The sequence below is a fragment of the Acidimicrobiales bacterium genome (assembly GCA_035294085.1).
In the GTDB taxonomy this organism is placed as follows: Bacteria; Actinomycetota; Acidimicrobiia; order Acidimicrobiales; family Bog-793; genus DATGLP01.
The window spans coordinates 43634-62387 of record DATGLP010000030.1 but is presented as its reverse complement, the minus strand read 5'-3'; the positions used below and the strand labels follow the sequence as shown (position 1 = coordinate 62387).

Genomic DNA, 18754 nt, shown 5'->3' with positions numbered 1-18754 from the left:
CCTCGCCCGACGCCTACCCGAGCGACTCCGGCTTTCGCGAGCGCCTCGGGCTGCGGCCGGTGGCCGGCCTCGAGATCCTCCACGACTTCGTCTTCATCACCTTCAACGAGCAGGCGCCGCCGCTCGCCGAGTACCTCGGGGGGGCGGCGAAGTTCTTCGAGCTCGTCGCGAACATGTCCGAGGTCGGCATGCGCGTCCTGCCGGGGACCCAGCGCTACACGGCACGCGCCAACTGGAAGCTCCTCGTGGAGAACGCGACCGACGGCTACCACTTCTCGCCGAGCCACATCACCTTCCTCGAGTACCTGAAGTCCACCGGCTTCACCACCTCCGACGAGGTGAGCTCCGTCGAGATCCACAACAACCACGTGGCCTCGGTGCAGGCGGGCCACGGCGGTCGCATCGGGCTGGCCTGGGAGCCTCGCTTCGGCGAGGCGGAGCGTGCGAGGACGGAGGCGAACCGCGCCCGGCTCGTCGAGCGCTTCGGGGAGGAGTACGCGAGCTACCTCGCGGACGGCTTCCACACGACGTACATGTTCCCGAACCTGCTGCTGTTCGACATCGAGAGCATCTCCATCCGCCTGCTCGAGCCGGTTGCGCCGAACCGGACGGAGGTGAGCGCCTGGGCGCTCGCGCCGATCGACGAGCCGGCGGAGACGACCGGGCTGCGCCTGAAGACGCTCGTGAGCTTCATCGGTCCCGGGGGCCTCGCGACGCCCGACGACCTCGAGGCCCAGGAGGCGATCCAGCGGGGGATCGAGGCGACGGCCGACGACCGGCGCGACGGCGTCGACTGGAACGACATCTCCCGCGGGATCGACGCCGAGCTGCGGGGCGGCCCGCTGCGCACGATCGACGAGGCCGGGATCCGGCACTTCTGGCGGACCTGGGACTCGATGGTCTGCGGGAACGACGGCTTCTTCGACACGCCGGGCTCGGCGGGCCGCTGAGGCAGGGTCCGGCAGCGCCGCGCCGGCTCGGCCTCGCCGACCGGGCCAGGCCGTGCTCGCCGCGTCAGAAGGTCAGGACCGGCTTCACGACCCGCCCGGCCTCGCTCGCCTCGAGCGCGGCGTTGATGTCCTCGAACGGGAAGTACTCGATGAGCGAGTCGACCGGGAAGCGACCGGCGCGGTAGAGGGCGACGAGCTCGGGGAGGAAGAGGTCCGGCACGCTGTCGCCAGCGATGATGCCCGTCACCGTCCGGCCGTTGAGCACGGTGCGCCAGTCGAGGACCATCTCCGGGCTCCCCCCAGCGCCGATCACGCCGCACACGCCGCGCGTCGAGAGGGCGCCGACGGCCACGGCGAGCACCGAGGCGGCACCCGTGGTCTCGAGGCTGAAGTCGAGGCCGCCGGGCGCGAGGTCGGCGAGCGCGCGGGCCGCGTCCTCGCGTCGAGCGTCGACGACCTCGGTCGCGCCGAGGGTCCGCGCCCGTTCGAGGCGCTCGGGCACGACGTCGACGGCCACGATCGGGTCGGCCCCGACGAGGGCCGCCGCCGCGACCGCGGCCAGTCCGACGGCGCCGGCGCCGAAGACGGCGAGGCTCGAGCGCGCCCGGGGGCGCAGGGCGTTGAGCACGGCGCCCGCGCCGGTCTGGAAGCCGCAGCCGAACGGCCCGATCGGGCGCAGGTCCACGTCGTCGGGGAGCGGCACCACGCTGCGCTCGTGCGCGAGCGCGTGGGTCGCGAAGCTCGACTGGCCGAGGAAGTGGCCGGCGATCGCCTCGCCGTTCGCCGAGAGCGCGCTCGAGCCGTCCGGTCGACGGCCGGAGAAGTTGAGGGGGAGGAAGCGGTCGCAGTAGGCGACCTGGCCGCGCAGACAGCGGGGGCAGGTCCCGCAGGAGTGGAAGGTGAGCGCCACCGGCTGGCCGACGTGGACCTTGGTGACGTTCGCACCGGTCCGCTCGACGACGCCGGCGCCCTCGTGCCCGAGGACGGCCGGCGGCGCCACCTCGCGCAGGGCGTGGGTGTCCGTGCGGCAGATGCCGACGCTCACGAGCCGGACGAGGACCTCGTCGGGCCGAGGGTCCTCGATCTCGATCTCCTCGAGGGCGAGCGGGCCTCCCGGGGTCCGCAGCACGGCGGCGCGGGCGTGCGTCACGGCTGGGCAGGCGCTTCGCATTGCATGACGCGATCTTGACATCTGGGACCAGTCGGTTCAAGAATCGGCCATGAGCATTTCCCTCGAGGTTGCCGGCGACCGCATCCTGGTCGCCGGGGAGTGGCGGGCGCCGGAGGGTGGCGGGACCTTCGTCGACCTGGACCCGGCGACACGGGAGCCGATCGCCGACGTCGCGCGTGCCTCCGCACGCGACGTGGACGCGGCGGTGGCGGCGGCGCGGGCCGCCTTCCCGGCCTGGGCCCGTCGCTCGCCGGCCGAGCGCGGCGCCATCCTGCGGCGCTGGGCCGAGCTCATCGGCGAGCACGCCGAGGAGCTGGCGCGCATCGAGGCACGCGACGTCGGCAAGCCGCTGTCGGCGGGCCGCCTCAACATCCAGATCGCGCGGGGGAACCTCGAGTACGGGGCGGGCCTCGCCGACAAGGTCATGGGGGCGACGCTGCCCTCGCGCTCGCCGGACCACACCGGCCTCACCTGGCGCGACCCGTGGGGCGTGTGTGCCCTCGTCATCGCCTGGAACGTGCCGGCGATCATGCTCTGCTCGGGCACGGCGCCGGCGCTCGCCTGCGGGAACACGGTCGTCGTGAAGCCGTCGGAGAACGCCCCGCTGGTCGCGCTCGCCCTCGCCCGGCTCGCCGTCGAGGCGGGGATGCCGCCCGGCGTGCTGAACGTCGTGAGCGGGCTCGGCGCCGAGGCAGGCATCGCGCTCACGTCGCACCCGGACGTCGACCACATCTCCTTCGTCGGCTCGACGGTGACCGGACGCTCGGTGATGCGGGCGGCGGCGGAGAACTTGAAGCCGGTTCGCCTCGAGCTCGGCGGCAAGTCCCCGAACGTCGTGTTCGCGGACGCGGACCTCGACGAGGCGGTGCCGGTCATCGTCGAGTCGATCACGGAGAACGCCGGCCAGAACTGCTACGCGGGGTCCCGGCTCCTCGTCGAGGCCTCGGTCTACGACGAGGTCGTCGAGCGCGTCGCGGCGACGATGGACAAGCTTCGCCTCGGCCCCTGGCACGAGGACCTCGACATGGGGCCGCTCATCAACGAGGCGCAGTACGAGCGGGTGCTCGGCTACATCGAGTCGGGACTGGCCGAGGGGGCGCGCCTCGTCACGGGCGGCGGACCGGCGACCGGCCCCGAGCTCGAGCGCGGCTGGTTCGTGCGCCCGACGCTGTTCGACCGCGTCGACTCGTCGATGCGCATCGCGAGGGAGGAGATCTTCGGTCCGGTGCTCGCCGCCCAGCCGTTCGCGACGACGGACGAGGCCCTGCGCCTCGTCGACGCCGCTCCCTACGGGCTGCTCGTCTCGGTGTGGACGAACGACCTCTCCCGGGCGCTTCGCGTCGCTCGCGAGGTGCGCTCCGGCCAGGTGTCGATCAACGAGTTCGCCAACTCGAACATCCTCGGCCTACCGTTCAACGTGGCCAAGGAGAGCGGCTTCAACCACGGCGGCGGCTACAACGCCGTCCTCGAGTACACCCAGGAGAAGGCGGTCACGATCCGGCTCGCGCCGAGATGAGCGGCCTCGCCTTCCGCGCGCGTGTGCGCGCCGGCGAGCGGGTCGTCGCCACCTTCTGCAAGCTCGAGAGCCTCGAGTCGGTCGACCTCGTCGCGGCCGCCGGCTTCGACGCGGTCGTCGTCGACCTCGAGCACAGCCAGATCGACGACGCTGCGGCGAGCCGGCTCATCCGGCACGCCACGGCGCTCGGCCTGGCGGCGCTGGCACGGGTGCCGAGCGTGGACGCGGGCCTCGTCAACCGCCTCCTCGAGGCGGGCGCTGCCGGGGTGCAGCTCTCGAGCGTGCGGCGGGTCGCGCAGGTCGAGGCGCTGCGCGCCGCCCTGCGCTACGCCCCCGAGGGGACCCGGAGCGTCTCGAGCGCGCACCTCGCGGCGGGCTACGGGCGCGTCGCGCTCGGCGAGTACCTCGCCGAGCAGCGCAAGGACCCGCCGCTGCTCATCGGCCAGATCGAGACGGCGACGACCGACGACCCGCTCGGGGACATCGTCGCCGGCCTCGACGTCGCCTTCGTCGGGACGACGGACCTCTCCGTGGACCTCGGGGAGCCAGGCGCCGTCGACCACCCCCGTGTCGCCGCCCGCATCGCCGAGATCGCCGAGGCAGCGGCGCTGGCCGGCGTCGGCTTCGGTGGCTTCGCGGGCGGTCCCGCCGGCTACGGCGCGCTCGTCGAGCAGGGCGCGCGCTACGTCGTGTACGGCTCGGACCTCCAGCTGCTCCGAGAGGCCCTGCTCGCCGCAGGGGCGCAGCTGCGGGCCGGGGGGAGGAGGGAGGGACCGTGATCCGGCACCTCGTCGCGTTCCGGTTCGCGCCGGACCTTCCGGCAGCCGCCCGCCAGGCAGTCCTCGACGAGCTAGCGACCTTCCCCGAGCGCTACCCGGCGATGCGCCGCTTCTACGTCGGGGAGAACATCTCCCAGCGCGACCGCACCTACACCCACGCGCTCGTCGTCGAGTTCGACACCGAGGCGGAGCTGCTCGAGTACCTGAACAGCGACACCCACGAGGCGTTCGTCGCCGAGCGCTTCCGCCCCGCGATCGACGGCCGGGTGATCGTCACCGTCGAGGACTGAAGCGGCGCGCCGTGCGCGCCGGCCTCAGCGTGCCGGCCCGGCGCGCCGGCGGCGCAGGGAGGGCTCGACGAGCGCGGGGGGGACGTAGCCGGCGTTCATCGGGTTGACGTCGGTGCCCGGCGCCACGAGCTCGTCGATGCGGTCGAGCACCGCGTCGGGGAGCACGACCTCCTCGGCCCCGAGCAGGGAGGTGAGCTGCTCGGGCGTGCGCGGCCCGATGATCGCCGACGTGACGGCGGGGTGCTCGAGCACGAAGGCGAGCGCGAGGTGCGCGAGCGAGCAGCCCGCCTCCGCGGCGAGCTTCTCGAGCTGCTCGACGAGGGAGAGCTTGACCTCCGCCTCGGGCCTGCCCCAGTCGAAGTGCTCGGCCTCGCGCACCGCCCGGGCGTCCGGCGCCACGTCGCGGCCTCGCCGGTACTTGCCGGAGAGCCATCCCCCATTGAGGGGCGCCCACACCATGACCCCCAGCCCGAGGCGCTGGGCGGTGGGCAGGACGTGCCCCTCGATGCCGCGGGCGAAGATCGAGTACGGGGGCTGCTCGACGGCGAAGCGCTCCCGGCCCCGGGCGCGTGCGACGAAGTCGGCCTCGACGAGCAGCTCGGCGGGGAAGGTCGAGCACCCGATGGCCCGGACCTTGCCGGCGTGGACGAGGTCGCTCATCGCGCCGAGCGTCTCGTCGAGGTCGGTCGCGGGGTCGGGCCGGTGGACGAGGTAGCAGTCGATCCAGTCGGTCCGCAGACGGCGCAGGCTCGCCTCGACCTCGGCGACGATCCAGCGGCGCGAGGCGCCCCGCTCGTTCGGGTCCTCGCCCATCGGGTTGAAGACCTTCGTCGTCAGCACGACCCGGTCGCGCCGGCCCTCGAGGGCGCGCCCGACGATCTCCTCGGAGACGCCGCGGTCGTAGACGTCGGCGGTGTCGACGAAGTTGATGCCCGCGTCGAGGGCGAGGTCGACGATGCGCCGGCACGCCGCCTCGTCGGGGTTGCCCCAGGCGCCGAACATCATCGTACCGAGGCACAGGGTGCTCACCTGCATCCCGGTGCGCCCGAGCGTCCGGTAGCGCATCGTCACCTCACCTCCTGTCGACGTCCCTGTCCACGTCCGTCCGGCCGCCCGCGGCCGCGCGCCCGAGCTCGACCACCTCGCCGGCTGCCTGCTCCATCCCGTGCAGCTCGCTGAGCTTCTTCGCGGCGCGCTGCAGGGCCTTCGCGGCCGGCGAGGCGAGGTCGTCGGACAGTGTCGCCGTGGTGCCGACGAGCGCGACGACGGCGACGATGCGCGAGGCGCCGAAGACGGGCGCCGCGATCGTGCGGACGCCGTGCACGTTGGGGAAGTTGACGGCGAGGCCGGTCTCGCGGATCGCGTCGAGGTCGCTCTTGAGGCGCGGCGAGCGGGCGAGCTCGTCCTCGAGCCCGGCGACCGAGCCCTCCGGCAGGAAGGCGCAGAACACCCGGCCCTGAGCCGACTCGAACGGGGACAGGCGCGAGCCGGCGCGCACGCTCACCCGGATGATCCGCTCGGTCCCGTCGTCGACGCGCACGACGACGGGAGCCTCGCCCTCCCACACGCTGAGCACGACGGTCTCGTTGACCTCGCGCACGAGCTCCTCCATGATCGGGCCCGCGATGCCGATGATCGGCAGTCCGGCGCGCGCCGCGGCGGCGAGCACGAGCACCTGGGGGCCGAGGGTGTACTCCGCGGCCGCAGGGTCGTAGCGCAGCAGGTTGACCTGGCGGAGCGCCATGGCGTAGCGGTGCGCCGTCGCCTTGCTCATCCCGAGGCGCGCCGTGATCTCGGTGAGGCTGAGGCGAGGCCGGCTCACGGTGAAGAAGTTGAGGATCCGCGCGGCGCGCTCGACGGACTGGATGGTCGGCGTCATCTCCGCGCGAAGCGGCCCGACGAAGCCCTCGGCGCGCTCTTCGCTCGGCTCGCTCGTCATGGTCTCCCGTGCCGGACAGCTCGTGGCCTCCGGCCGCCTCCCCGGCGGATGGACGATCCTCCGCGAGGACCAGGCAGCCATGATAGAAGGGATCGGTGCGGACGCGGATCTCCGTCGAGCCCCAGCAGGGAGCGACCTACGAGGACCTGCTCGCCGCGGCGCGCGCGGCGGAGCGCTGCGGGTTCGAGGGCTTCTTCACCTCGGACCACCTGCTGCACTTCGCCGGCGACGGCAGGCCGGGGCCGACGGACGCGTGGATCACCCTCGCGGGCCTGGCCCGCGAGACCGAACGCATCCGGCTCGGCACCCTCGTCGGCGCGGCGACCTTCCGCCACCCCGGTCCGCTCGCCGTGGCGGTGGCACAGGTCGATGCGATGAGCGGCGGGCGCGTCGAGCTCGGGCTCGGCACGGGCTGGTACGCGGCCGAGCACGTGGCGTTCGGCGTGCCCTTCCCGAGCCTCGCCGAGCGCTTCGAGCGCCTCGAGGAGCAGCTCGCCGTGCTCACCGGGCTGTGGCGCACACCGGAGGGCGAGCGCTTCTCCTTCGCGGGCAGGCACTACCGGCTCGAGGCGAACCCCGCGCTCGCGCGCCCAGCGCAGCGGCCGCACCCGCCGATCATCATCGGCGGCCACGGCGCTCGCCGCACCCCGGCGCTCGCGGCGCGCTACGCGGACGAGTTCAACGTCGCCTTCCCGTCGGTCGCCGAGTACGCCGCGCAGGTCGAGCGGGTGCGCGAGGCGTGCGCGCGCGCCGGCCGGCCGAGCCCGCCGGTGTTCTCCGTGGCGCTCACCGTCTGCTGCGGGCGGAGCCGAGCGGAGCTCGCGGCTCGCCGCGAGCGGATGGGGCCGGCCCTCGAGGTGCTGCGCGACCACGCCCTCGTGGGGACGCCTGCGACGGTCGCGGACGCGCTCGCCGCCTACGCCGATGCCGGCGCGCAGCTCGCCTACCTGCAGGTCCTCGACCTCTCCGACCTCGGCCACCTGGAGCTGCTCGCCGAGGAGGTCGCCTCGCGCCTCGTCCCGGAGCGTGGCGCCGTCAGCCACCGCGCAGCACCGGCCAGCGCACCGGGGGCGTGAGGCCGGCCCGGGCGAGCAGGGCCCGGGAGGCCTCGGCGACCTCGGCGCGCAGCGCCGCCTCGTCGAGCGTGAGGAGCTGTCCGTCGCGCACGACCTGACGGCCGGCGACGAAGACGTGGCGGACGTCGCGGCCGTCGCTCGACCAGACGAGCTTGAGGGCCGGGTCGCCCTCGGCAGCCCACTGCGGTCCAGCGGCGTCGAGGACGACGAGGTCAGCGAGCTTGCCGGCCTCGAGGGAGCCGATGCGCTCGGCCATGCCGATCGCCTCCGCCCCGGCGATCGTCGCCATCTCGAGCGCCTCGTGCGCCCCGAACCAGGTGGCGTCGACGCGCTGGTCCTTGGCGAGGCCCGCCGCGAGCGCCGCCGTCCGCAGGATGTCGGGCGCGTCGCCGGCGTTCACGGAGTCGCAGCCGAGGGCGACGCGCCCACCGGCGCGGAACAGCTCCGCATGGCGGGTGTTGCGGGCGACGCCCTGGCCGAGGCGCAGGTAGGCCCAGGGGCAGTAGGCGACGGCCGTCCTCGAGGCGAGGATCGCTTCGACCTCGGCGTCGTCGAGCCACACGGCGTGGCCGAGGAGCAGGTGGGGGCCGAGCACGCCGAGGTCGCGCAGGTGGACGGCCGGTCGCTTGCCCGTCCGCTCGAGGTAGACCTCGGGGTCCGACGAGGTCGGCGAGAGGTGCATCGTCATGTGGACGCCGAAGTCCCGGGCGAGCTCGGCGGCGCCGACGAGCAGCTCGTCGGAGGCGAGGCTGTGGCCGATGATCGTCACCCACCCCTCGATCGTGCCGCCCGCGGGGTAGGCGAGGAGGACGTCACGGATGCGGTCGAGCACCTCGGCGGCCGGCGCGGCGAACGGTCCCTGCTCGATGTCCCAGCCCCAGATCCCGACCGTGGCGCGGATCCCGGCGGCCGCCAGGCCGCGCGCGACGGGGCCGGGGGCGCCGACCGTCCCGGGCTCGACGAGGGTCGTCACCCCGTTGCGCAGGCTCTGGGCGGCCACGAGGGTGGCCGAGAGCTCCTCGTCCTCGGGTCGCTCCGCGTCGTGCAGCGGCACGGCCCACTCGAAGATCGACTGGCCGGGCCGTAGGTCGTCGGGGATGCAGCTCCAGGTGAGCGGTCCGCCGGTCACGTGCTGGTGGGCGTTGACGAAGCCGGGCAGCACGACGCCCCCGCCGACGTCGAGCTCGCGGGTGCCGGGGAAGCGGCTGCGCAGCTCCGACGTCCCGCCCACCGCCGCGATGCGCTCGCCGGCGATGGCGATCGCGCCGTCCACGAGCACCTCGCGACGCGCGTTCATCGTGACGAGGCGCCCGTTGACGATGATGAGGTCCGGGTGCTCGCTCACGTTCCCTCCCCGGCGCGCCGCCAGCGTACGTGCGTTCGCGATGCGAGACAATATCTTGGAACGCGAGAGGATAGCCTGGGACCGGGAGCAGGGAGGGCGGCCGTGACGGAGAGCCGGGTGCGAGGCGCTGGCGCGCGTGGCAGGTGGCGGGCGCCGTGAAGGCGGTCCAGCACGCTGTCCACGGTGGTCCGGAGGTGCTCGAGCTCGTCGACCTCGCCGATCCCGTGCCGCGCCCGGGCGAGGTGGTCGTCGAGGTGCGCGCGGCGGGCGTGAACCGCCTGGACCTCCTCCAGCGCGAGGGGCCGCCGCTGCTCCCGGGCTTCCGCCTGCCGCACATCCCCGGCATGGACATCGCCGGTGAGGTGGTGGAGGTGGGCGACGGCGTCGACCCCGCGCTCGTGGGCCGGCGCGTCGTCGTGAAGGCCGGCGTGGCGTGCGGCGCCTGCGCCGCCTGCCGGGCGGGCGACGACCGGGCCTGCGCCAACCCGACGACGATCGGCGGCAACCGCCCCGGCGGCTACGCCGAGCGCTGCGCGGTGCCCGGGAGCCACGTCTTCCCCATCCCGGAGGGGGTCGGCGACGTCGAGGCGGCGGCCGTCCCCACCGCCTGCGTCACCGCCTGGCGCAGTCTCGTCGGCACGGCGCGCCTGCGACCGGGCGAGCAGGTCGTCATCCACGGGGCGGGGAGCGCCGTGAGCGTGCTCGCCATCCAGATCGCGAAGCACCTCGGGGCGCGCGTCATCGTGACGTCGCGCTCGCCGGCGAAGCTCGCGCGAGCGCTCGAGCTCGGGGCCGACGTGGGCATCGACGAGACGCGTCCGGACGCGGCCGAGGCGGTGCTCGAGGCGACCGGCGGCGGCGCCGACGTCGTCTTCAACCACGTCGGGCCGGCGGTCTTCGAGCTGTCGCTGCGCTCGCTGCGCCGGGAGGGCCGACTCGTCGTGTGCGGCACGACGACCGGCGCCGAGGTCCGCCTGCGGCTCCCGACCGTCTACCACCTCGGGATCGAGATCCTCGGCGCGAAGGTGCAGTCGCACGCGGACTTCGGGCCGATGCTCGAGGAGTGCTGGCGGTCCGGCTTCCGCTCGGTCATCGACAGCGTCTTCGAGCTCGCGGCCGCTGCCGACGCGCACGTCCGGCTCGAGAGCGGGGAGGTGTTCGGCAAGGTCGTGCTCGTCCCGTGAGCGAGCCCGCCGCTCCGGTGCGCGAGCGCGTCGACACGCTCATCGAGGGTGCGCTCGTCGTGACGATGAACGCGGCGCGCGAGGTCCTCGTCGACGCGAGCGTGGCGATCGCCGGGACGCGCATCGTCGCGGTGGGGAAGGCGTCCGACCTCGCCCGGCGCTTCGAGGCGCGAGCGCGTGTCGACGGCCGGCGCTTCGTCGTGGTCCCGGGGCTCGTGAACGCGCACCTGCACGTGTCGACTGAGCCGTTGACGCGAGGCGTCGTCCCCGACGACACCGCGTTCGAGGAGAACGTCTTCCACTGGCTGAGCCCGCTCGCGGCGGCGTACCGGGAGGAGGACGAGCTGCTCGCCGCGCAGCTCGGCGCGGCCGAGCTGCTCCGGTCGGGCACGACGAGCTTCGTCGAGGCAGCGACGGGGTGGCACCTCGACGCCGTGGTGGAGGCGCTCTCGCAGGTGGGCATCCGCGCCCGGGTCGGCCGCCGCGTGTGGGACCTGCCCGCCGAGCCGGCGCGCTTTCGCCTCAGCACCGACCAAGCCATCGCGGCGCTCGAGGAGGTGCTCGTGCGCCACGGCAGCCACGACGAGGGCCGCATCAAGGGCTGGGTCATGCTGGTCGGCCACTCGACCGCGAGCGACGAGCTGTGGCGCGCCGCGCGCGAGCTCGCCGACCGCTACGGCGCGGGCATCAACTTCCACCTGTCGCCCGCGCCCTCGGACCCGCAGTGGTTCCTCGCACGCTACGGCGAGCGGCCGGTCGTCCACCTCGACCGCCTCGGCGTGCTCGGCCCCGACACCCTCCTCGTCCACCTCGTGCACGTCGACGACGAGGAGGTCGCCCTGCTCGGCGCGCGGCGCTGCAGCGTCGCGCACTGCCCGACGACCGCGCTCAAGGTCGCCTACGGGGTGAGCCGGTGCGGCCGCATGCCCGAGATGGCCGCTGCCGGCGCCAACGTGTGCATCGGCACCGACGGCGCGAACGCGTCGAACTACGCGGACGGCTACCGCGCCGCGTACCTCGTCGCCGGCCTCTTCAAGGACGCCCGGCGCGACCCGTCCGTCTTCCCCGCCGAGCAGGTGCTCGAGATGGCGACCCTCAACGGGGCACGCGCCATGCTGGCCGAGGACGAGATCGGCTCGATCGAGGTCGGCAAGAAGGCGGACCTCGTGCTCCACGACCGGGACCGGCCGGAGTGGACGCCGCTGCACGACGTGGCGCGCCAGCTCGTCTACTCGGTCGACGGACGCAGCGTCCACACGGTGTTCGTCGACGGGCGCAAGGTCGTCGAGGGCTACCGGCTGACGAGCGTCGACGAGGAGCGCCTCTACGCGCGGGCGGGCGAGGCGGCACGCCAGGTGCTCGCGCGCGCCGGCCTCGCGGCGCGGCCGCGCTGGCCGCACCGGTGAACCTGGCAGAGGAGGAGGGGATGTCCGAGGAGCCCCGTTCGGTCGTCGTGAGCTACCTCGCGGCCCTCAACGCCCACGACCCGGGCGCCGTCTGCGCGCACGTCGCCGAGGACTTCTTCAACGAGCACGTCAGCGCGCGCGGGACGAGCCTTCGAGGGCGCGAGGAGTACCGGCGGCGCCTCCCGGGCTTCTTCGAGTCGATGGCGGACCTGCACTACGAGGTCGAGGACGTCGTCGCCGAGGGGGAGCGGGTCGTCGTCGCCTACGCGATGTCGGCGCGCTACGCCGTCGCCGGGACGCGCCGTCCCTTCCGCATCCGCGGCGTCTTCCGCTTCACGGTGCGCGACGGCCTGATCGCGCACCGCGTCGACTACCGCGACGGGGTCGACTTCGAGGAGCAGGTCGGCCTGCGCTGATCGCTCCAGCGGCCCGCCCGGCGCGAGCGGGACGTTGCTGCCACAATCGCCGGCGGACGCCCCGCGGCGAAGCGCGTTCCATTTCTCATGATGGCGTCCCGCCATCGTTGACAGAGATGGCCGCTTCCGCTTAGCTTGTAGCGACGCCGCTGGCAGGCTGGGGGGCGATGGGACCCGCCGCGAGCCACGCGAGTCGCCGGCGCGGGGGGGCCTGTGGCCGGCTGGACAACGAAAGGGGAGGGGCACGCAATGCAGCTTCGATGGAGTCGGCGGCTGGCCGTCACGGCCTGCCTCGCCGGGGCGCTCGGCATGGCCGGGACGCTCGCCGGCACGTCCGTCGCGTCCGCGCAGTCCGGCGCGCGCGCGCGGCACTTCCTGGACAACCCGTGGGGGTGGCCGGGGAACCCGAGGATTGGGTACCTGCCGCCGCACGAGCCCGACGTCAACCGGGACGGCAAGGTCGTTATCGGCCTCATCACGGCGGGCGACATCACCGACCACGGCTACTACGAGAGCGAGGTCGAGCAGATCGACGCCTACGTGAAGAAGTACCACTGGCACAAGCCGATCATCCAGAGCCTCGTCAACCCGGGCCAGGCGCTGCAGGCGGCCGTCAACATGTGCCGTCAGCACATCGACCTGCTCGTGATCGGCGAGAGCGAGCTCGCCGCCGCGGGGCCCGCTGCCAGCTCCTCGGCGTGCCGGCGGATCCCCGTCTGGGTGTACGCGAGCGCCGGGACGATGCAGCCGTCGCCCTACTACTACATGGCGCAGGACCTCGAGGACCCGCAGTCGTTCGTGACCGGCTACGCCATGGGGCTGTGGCTGAAGGCGCACCACCAGACGACGGCGGGCTACATCGCAGGGCCGGCCCTCTCGTTCACCGAGCGTCCCGCGCGCGGCTACTACGCCGGCATGCGCGCCGCGCTCCCGAGCGCGAAGCTGCTCACGGCCTACACGGGTGACTTCAACGCCTCGGGCCCGGCGATCACCGCCGTCCAGGCGATGCTCGCCAAGGGCGTGAAGCTCATCTTCCCCTACCTCGGCGGCGCCCTCTTCCCGGCGGCGCGCTACGCCGCGGCCCACGGGGCGGCGCTCATGAGCGACGGCGGCGCGCTGTGCAACATGAAGAACCCGAGGTTCGCGATCTCGCAGGTCTACTGGCCCGGCTACTACCTGAAGGTCGCGCTCGCGCAGTTCGCCCAGGGCAAGTTCCGGGTCGGCATCGTGCACAACTTCAAGCTCGGCGTGTCGAAGGTTCCGACCGTGTACTTCTGCCAGCCGAGCGGGATCATGAGCAACAAGACCCTCGACGCCCTGATGAAGCGGATCGCGCAGGGCAAGCTCGACCCGACCGCGATCATCAACGCGACGCCCCAGCCGTAGCGGGGAGGTTGCCCGGCCCCGGCGGCGCCCTTCGGGGCGCCGCCGGGGCCGGCCCTCTCGTGGACCGATGCTCTGGCAGGTAGGTTTTGGCCATTCGGATTGAACCTTCGGTCGACGGCGCCACCGGCGGGCCCGCTGCCGGCGCGACCAGGTCAGGAGGGCACGCCCCGGCGGTCGAGCTGCGCGGGGTGACGAAGCGCTTCGGCTCGGTCGTCGCCTGCCGGAACGTCAGCCTGAGCGTCGAGCGCGGCGAGATCCACGGCCTGCTCGGCGAGAACGGGGCCGGCAAGTCGACGCTCATGAAGGTCCTGATCGGGCTCATCCCCGCGGACGGCGGGGAGGTGCGCCTCGCCGGCCGCCCGATCGTCGTGAAGGACCCCGTCCACGCGGCGGCCCTCGGCCTCGCGATGGCCCAGCAGCACTTCAGCCTGATCGAGCGGCTGAAGGTGTGGGAGAACGTCGCGCTCGCGCACCGGGGCAAGCTGTCGAGGCGCCAGGCGGTGCGGGTGGTCGGGGAGATCGGCCGGCGCTACGGGCTCGAGGCGGATCCGGAGGCGCGCGTCGAGGACCTGACGGTCGGGCAGCGCCAGCGCGTCGAGGTGATCAAGTGCCTGAGCCTCGACCCCGACGTCCTCATCCTCGACGAGCCGACGTCGGTGCTCTCGGCGAGCGAGTCGCGCGAGCTGTTCGGCGTGCTGCGGGAGGTCGTGCTGCGCGACCAGCGCGCCGTCATCCTCATCAGCCACAAGCTCGACGAGATCCTCCAGGCGACGGACCGCGTGACGATCATGCGCGACGGCTCGGTGGTCGAGTCGATGGCGACGAGCGAGGCGGACGCGCACCGCCTGGCTCGCGCCATGGTCGGGCGCGACGTCCTCCTCCAGGCCGAGATGGCCGCGGTCGGCCTGCGCGACGAGGTGCTCGCCGCCGAGGAGAGCGCCGACCCGTCGCCGGGCGCGCCCGCCAGCCCCGGTACTGCGCGGGTCGCGACCGGACGGGCGCCGGCGCTGCGCATCGTCGACGTCGAGGTGCGCGCCCCGGACGGCCGGATGCTGCTCGACGGCCTCTCCCTCGAGGTGGGCCACGGCGAGATCGTCGGGGTCGCGGGCGTCGAGGGCAACGGCCAGGCCGCGATCGGTGACCTGCTGAGCGGCCTGGCGCGCGTGACGCGCGGGCGGATCGAGGTCGACGGGGAGGCGATCGGCGCCACCTCGCCGCGGGCGCTCCTCGCGGCGGGCGTCGGCGTGATCCCGGAGGACCGGCACCGTTCCGGCTGCGTGCTCCAGCTGTCGGTGGCCGAGAACCTCGTCGTGTCCGACCTCGGCGCCTTCACGAGCTCGAAGATCTTCCTCGACCGCAAGGCGATCCTGCGGCGTGCCGTCGAGCTCATCGAAGCCTTCGACATCTCGACGCCCTCGCCGACGACCCCGATGTCCGCGCTGTCCGGCGGCAACCAGCAGCGGGTCGTCGTCGCGCGCGAGCTCGCCCGCGGGCCGACCTGCCTCGTCGCGGTGCAGCCGACGCGGGGCCTCGACGTCGGCGCGGTCGAGTACATGAGCGAGCAGCTCCGCAAGGCGGCAGCGGCGGGCGTGGGGATCCTGCTCGTGTCGACCGAGCTCGACGAGATCCTCGCCATCGCGCACCGGATCGTCGTCCTCTACCGTGGCAGCATCGTCGGCGAGATGCGCCGCGACGAGGTGAACGTCGAGCGCCTCGGCCTGCTGATGGGCGGACGCCAGGCATGAGCGCCGTCGTGACGCGCCTGCGCGGCCTGCTCGCGGCGCCGCCAGGCGAGGTGGAGCAGTCCCGCGCGGCGGCCGTCGGCCAGCTCGTGCTGCTCTACGTCCTCGCCATCATCGTGGCGCTCCTCGTCACCGGGGCCCTCGTCGAGATCGTGGGCGGGTCGCTCGCGAGCGTCTTCAGTGCGATCTACACGGGGAGCATCGGCACCTTCGGGGCGGTCGGCCAGACGCTCGACTCGGCGGTCCCGGTGCTCATCGTCGCCCTCGGCAGCCTCATCACCGTGCGCGCCGGGATGTTCAACATCGGCCAGACGGGCCAGCTGCTCATGGGCGCGAGCGTCGCCACGCTCGTGGCGCTGCACCTGCACGGGCCCGGCCCGCTCGTGCTCCTCGCCACGCTCGCCGCCTCGGTGGCGGGCGGGGCGATCTGGGCGGGCATCGGAGCCCTGCTGCGGCTGTGGCGCAACATCGACGTCGTCATCTCGACGCTGCTGCTCAACTACGTCGCCATCCAGGCGCTCGGCTACGCGGTGAGCACCCAGTCGATCCTCCAGGAGCCGACGCCCCCGGGTGGCCAGGCCGGCGGGCTGCCCCAGTCCGCGCTCATCCCGGCGTCGGTCCGGCTGCCGCACCCGGGGCAGTACCCGAACTTCGGGGTCGGCCTCGGCCTGCCGATCGCCGTGGCGCTCGTCGCGCTCTTCGCCGTCCTGCTCTCGCGCAGCCCCTGGGGCCTGCGCCTGCGCATGGTCGGCGCGAACCCGGTCGCGTCGCGCCGCTTCGGGGTGCGCGTCGGCCTCATCGCGGCGGGCGCCTTGATCCTCTCGGGCGCCCTCGCAGGGTTCGCCGGCGGCGTCCTGCTGACCGGCAGCGTCTACCGGATCCAGCCGGGCTTCGACAACAACTTCGGCAACGACGGCCTGCTGTGCGCCCTCGTCGTGCGCGACCAGCCGTGGGCACTGCTGCCGGTGTCCTTCTTCTTCGGCATGATCCGGACCGGCGGGAGCTTCCTGCTGTCCACCGGCGTCCCCTTCTACCTCGCGCAGGTGCTCGAGGGCCTGCTCGTCCTGGCGGCCGTCTTCCCGCCGGTCTACCTCGAGCGCCGGGAGTGGGCCCGTCGGCTGCGCGCCGCGCGCGCCCTCGTGCTGAAGGCGGCGGCGTGACGGCGCCGGGCCCTGGCACGCCGGAGGCAGGGCGATGAGCGTCGTCGACCTGACGATCATCCTCACCGGGATCGCAAAGACGACGGCCCCGCTCCTGTTCGCAGCCACCGGGGAGTACGTCGCCGAGCGGGCCGGCACGCTGAACATCTCGATCGAGGCCATGATGCTCGCGGGCGCCTACTTCGGCATGCTCGGCGCCGAGGTCGGGGGCTCGGCGGCGATCGGCCTGCCGCTCGGCATCTTCGCCGGCTTCGTCGTCGCGTTCGTCCACGCGAACTTCAGCCACCGGCTCGCCGCGAACACCTTCGTCGTCGGTCTCACCCTGGACGCGTTGCTGCTCGGCCTCACGGACTACTTCGTCACCGCCCACCAGCTCGCCCCGCACCAGATCGCGCAGACGAGGGTCCCGCTCCTCGGCGCCATCCCCGCGGTCGGCCCGTCGATCTTCGACCAGGCCTGGCCCTTCTACCTCCTCTTCGCCATCGTGCCCCTCGCCTGGTGGCTCCTCGAGCGCAGCCAGTGGGGCCTCGAGGTGCGCGCCAGTGGCGAGAACCCGGCTGCCGCGGACGCGACGGGCGTGCAGGTGAACAAGCGCCGCCGCCAGGCGCTGTACCTGTGCGGCGCGCTGTCAGGCCTCGGCGGAGCGTTCCTCTCGCTGTGCGAGGTCGGCCAGTTCACGGAGGACATGACCGCCGGGATCGGCTTCGTCGTCATTGCGGCGGTCATCTTCGGTGGCTGGACTATGCGCGGCACGATCCTCGGGTGCCTGCTCTTCGGGGCCGCGCAGGCGATGGGTCTCGTGCTCCCGGCGCTCGGGCGGTCGCTGAACGGCGAGCTGCTGCTCGCGCTGCCGTACCTCGCGGCGCTCGGCGCGATGATCTTCCTCGCCAAGTCCTACCGAGCCCCGCGCGCGCTGGCGCAGCCGTTCACGAGAGGGGTGGCATGAGCGCTGGAGGGACGTCATCGACCGCTGGCGGGAAGGTCTTCCCGGACGCGGCGAGCGCCATCGCCGACGTGCCCTCCGGTGCCTCGCTCGCCGTCGGCGGCTTCGGGCTGTGCGGCGTGCCGACCGTCCTCATCGAGGCGCTGCGCTCCTCGGGCGTCGACGGGCTGTCGGTCGTCTCGAACAACTGCGGCACCGACGAGCACGGCCTCGGCCTCCTGCTCGCCAGCAAGCAGATCGCGAGGATGACGAGCTCGTACATCGGGGAGAACGCCGAGTTCGCCCGTCAGTACCTCGCCGGGGAGCTGGAGCTCGAGCTCGTGCCGCAGGGGACGCTCGCGGAGCGCCTGCGCGCCGGGGGCTGCGGGATCCCGGCCTTCTACACCGCGACGGGGGTTGGCACCGCAGTCGCGGAGGGGGGGCTGCCGTGGCGCTACGCGCCGGACGGCTCGGTCGCCGTCGCGTCGCCCCCGAAGGAGGTCCGCGAGTTCGGTGGCCGTCGCTACGTCCTCGAGGAGGCGATCGTCTGCGACTTCGCGCTCGTGCGCGCGGCGCGCGCCGATACCTTCGGGAACCTCGTGTTCCACGAGTCGGCGCGCAACTTCAACCCCCTGTGCGCGATGGCCGGCCGCGTGACGATCGCCGAGGCGGAGGAGATCGTGCCCCTCGGTGGCATCGACCCGGACGAGGTGCACCTGCCGGGGATCTTCGTCCAGCGGGTCGTCGAGGTGCCGGCCGGGACCGAGAAGCCGATCGAGCGCCGGACGACGCGGCCGCGGCGGGAGGGGGGAAGCTGAATGGCGCTCAGCCGGGACGAGCTCGCCGCCCGGGCGGCGCGTGAGCTGCGCGACGGGCAGTCGGTCAATCTCGGGATCGGGCTCCCCACGCTCGTGGCGAACTACATCCCTGCCGGGATGCTCGTCATGCTGCAGTCGGAGAACGGGATCCTCGGCGTCGGCCCGTATCCCTTCGCCGGGGAGGAGGACCCCGACCTCATCAACGCGGGCAAGGAGACGGTCACGATTCGGCCGGGCGCGTCGTTCTTCGACTCGGCCACCTCCTTCGGCATGATCCGCGGGGGCCACATCGACGTGGCGATCCTCGGGGCCATGCAGGTCTCCGAGCGGGGCGACCTGGCGAACTGGGTCATCCCCGGGAAGATGGTGAAGGGGATGGGCGGAGCGATGGACCTCGTGCACGGCGCCAAGCGGGTCGTCGTCCTCATGGAGCACGTCGCGAAGGACGGCTCGCCCAAGATCGTGCGCGAGTGCACGCTGCCGCTCACGGGCAGGGGTGTCGTCGACCGCATCATCACCGACCTCGCGGTCTTCGACGTGGGGCCGTCCGGGCTCGAGCTCGTCGAGCTCGCGCCCGGGGTCGGCCTCGCCGAGGTGGAGGCGGCGACGGAGCCGAGCTTTCGCGTCACCGAGGGCGTCGCGACCCGGTGAGCG

Annotated in this window: 18 protein-coding genes; 14 read left to right on the top strand and 4 right to left on the bottom strand. The window is 73.4% G+C overall.

Features of this window, described 5'->3' with window-relative positions:
• Window positions 1-950: SRPBCC family protein (locus VKV23_11310; GenBank protein HLI16622.1), on the top strand; the 950-nt coding region annotated here is incomplete at its 5' end.
• 64 nt (window positions 951-1014) lie between these two features.
• Here the strand turns inward: VKV23_11310 and VKV23_11305 are convergent.
• Window positions 1015-2100, bottom strand: coding sequence for an NAD(P)-dependent alcohol dehydrogenase (locus VKV23_11305; GenBank protein HLI16621.1), 1086 nt, complete (start codon window positions 2098-2100; stop codon window positions 1015-1017).
• Window positions 2101-2170: 70 nt separating this feature from the next.
• Between VKV23_11305 and VKV23_11300 the strand changes: the two genes are divergently transcribed.
• Genes VKV23_11300 through VKV23_11290 form a run of 3 tightly spaced genes read left to right on the top strand, consistent with a single transcriptional unit; the run spans window position 2171 to window position 4706 of the window.
• The gene (locus VKV23_11300) at window positions 2171-3637 is read left to right on the top strand and encodes an aldehyde dehydrogenase family protein (protein ID HLI16620.1); all 1467 of its coding nucleotides are present in this window, start codon (window positions 2171-2173) and stop codon (window positions 3635-3637) included.
• A complete protein-coding gene (locus tag VKV23_11295) occupies window positions 3634-4416 on the top strand; it encodes an aldolase/citrate lyase family protein (protein ID HLI16619.1) in 783 nt (260 codons plus the stop codon). The genes VKV23_11300 and VKV23_11295 overlap by 4 nt, the downstream gene beginning before the upstream one ends.
• The gene (locus tag VKV23_11290) at window positions 4413-4706 is read left to right on the top strand and encodes a Dabb family protein (GenBank protein HLI16618.1); all 294 of its coding nucleotides are present in this window, start codon (window positions 4413-4415) and stop codon (window positions 4704-4706) included. The genes VKV23_11295 and VKV23_11290 overlap by 4 nt, the downstream gene beginning before the upstream one ends.
• Before the next feature lie 24 nt (window positions 4707-4730).
• Here VKV23_11290 and VKV23_11285 read toward each other — a convergent pair whose 3' ends face one another.
• Both VKV23_11285 and VKV23_11280 read right to left on the bottom strand, forming a co-directional pair.
• The gene (locus VKV23_11285) at window positions 4731-5771 is read right to left on the bottom strand and encodes an aldo/keto reductase (GenBank protein HLI16617.1); all 1041 of its coding nucleotides are present in this window, start codon (window positions 5769-5771) and stop codon (window positions 4731-4733) included.
• A gap of 7 nt (window positions 5772-5778) precedes the next feature.
• Window positions 5779-6645: an IclR family transcriptional regulator gene (locus tag VKV23_11280; GenBank protein ID HLI16616.1), complete on the bottom strand. Its 867-nt coding sequence runs from the start codon at window positions 6643-6645 to the stop codon at window positions 5779-5781.
• A gap of 95 nt (window positions 6646-6740) precedes the next feature.
• Here VKV23_11280 and VKV23_11275 point away from each other — a divergent pair, with 95 nt between their 5' ends.
• Window positions 6741-7721, top strand: a complete 981-nt coding sequence (locus VKV23_11275; protein HLI16615.1) for an LLM class F420-dependent oxidoreductase — start codon at window positions 6741-6743, stop codon at window positions 7719-7721.
• Here the strand turns inward: VKV23_11275 and VKV23_11270 are convergent.
• On the bottom strand, window positions 7681-9066 hold the full coding sequence (locus VKV23_11270; GenBank protein ID HLI16614.1) for an amidohydrolase family protein: 1386 nt from the start codon (window positions 9064-9066) through the stop codon (window positions 7681-7683). The genes VKV23_11275 and VKV23_11270 overlap by 41 nt on opposite strands.
• Before the next feature lie 143 nt (window positions 9067-9209).
• Here VKV23_11270 and VKV23_11265 point away from each other — a divergent pair, with 143 nt between their 5' ends.
• From VKV23_11265 to VKV23_11225, 9 genes are all read left to right on the top strand, one after another.
• Entirely contained in the window at window positions 9210-10250 is a 1041-nt protein-coding gene (locus tag VKV23_11265) for a zinc-binding dehydrogenase (GenBank protein HLI16613.1), read from the top strand.
• Complete coding sequence (locus VKV23_11260; GenBank protein ID HLI16612.1) at window positions 10247-11656, top strand: amidohydrolase family protein; 1410 nt, start codon at window positions 10247-10249, stop codon at window positions 11654-11656. Before VKV23_11265 ends, VKV23_11260 begins: the two co-directional genes overlap by 4 nt.
• 20 nt (window positions 11657-11676) lie before the next feature.
• The gene (locus VKV23_11255) at window positions 11677-12072 is read left to right on the top strand and encodes a nuclear transport factor 2 family protein (protein HLI16611.1); all 396 of its coding nucleotides are present in this window, start codon (window positions 11677-11679) and stop codon (window positions 12070-12072) included.
• 249 nt (window positions 12073-12321) lie between these two features.
• Window positions 12322-13458 carry a BMP family ABC transporter substrate-binding protein gene (locus VKV23_11250; protein HLI16610.1) on the top strand — a complete coding sequence of 379 codons (1137 nt, stop codon included), beginning with the start codon at window positions 12322-12324 and terminating at the stop codon, window positions 13456-13458.
• Window positions 13459-13646: 188 nt separating this feature from the next.
• Entirely contained in the window at window positions 13647-15203 is a 1557-nt protein-coding gene (locus tag VKV23_11245; GenBank protein ID HLI16609.1) for an ABC transporter ATP-binding protein, read from the top strand.
• The gene (locus tag VKV23_11240; GenBank protein HLI16608.1) at window positions 15200-16360 is read left to right on the top strand and encodes an ABC transporter permease; all 1161 of its coding nucleotides are present in this window, start codon (window positions 15200-15202) and stop codon (window positions 16358-16360) included. Before VKV23_11245 ends, VKV23_11240 begins: the two co-directional genes overlap by 4 nt.
• Before the next feature lie 34 nt (window positions 16361-16394).
• A complete protein-coding gene (locus VKV23_11235; GenBank protein HLI16607.1) occupies window positions 16395-17306 on the top strand; it encodes an ABC transporter permease in 912 nt (303 codons plus the stop codon).
• Window positions 17303-18100, top strand: coding sequence for a CoA transferase subunit A (locus VKV23_11230; GenBank protein ID HLI16606.1), 798 nt, complete (start codon window positions 17303-17305; stop codon window positions 18098-18100). Before VKV23_11235 ends, VKV23_11230 begins: the two co-directional genes overlap by 4 nt.
• Entirely contained in the window at window positions 18101-18751 is a 651-nt protein-coding gene (locus VKV23_11225) for a CoA transferase subunit B (protein ID HLI16605.1), read from the top strand.
• The last annotated feature ends 3 nt before the right edge of the window (window positions 18752-18754 follow it).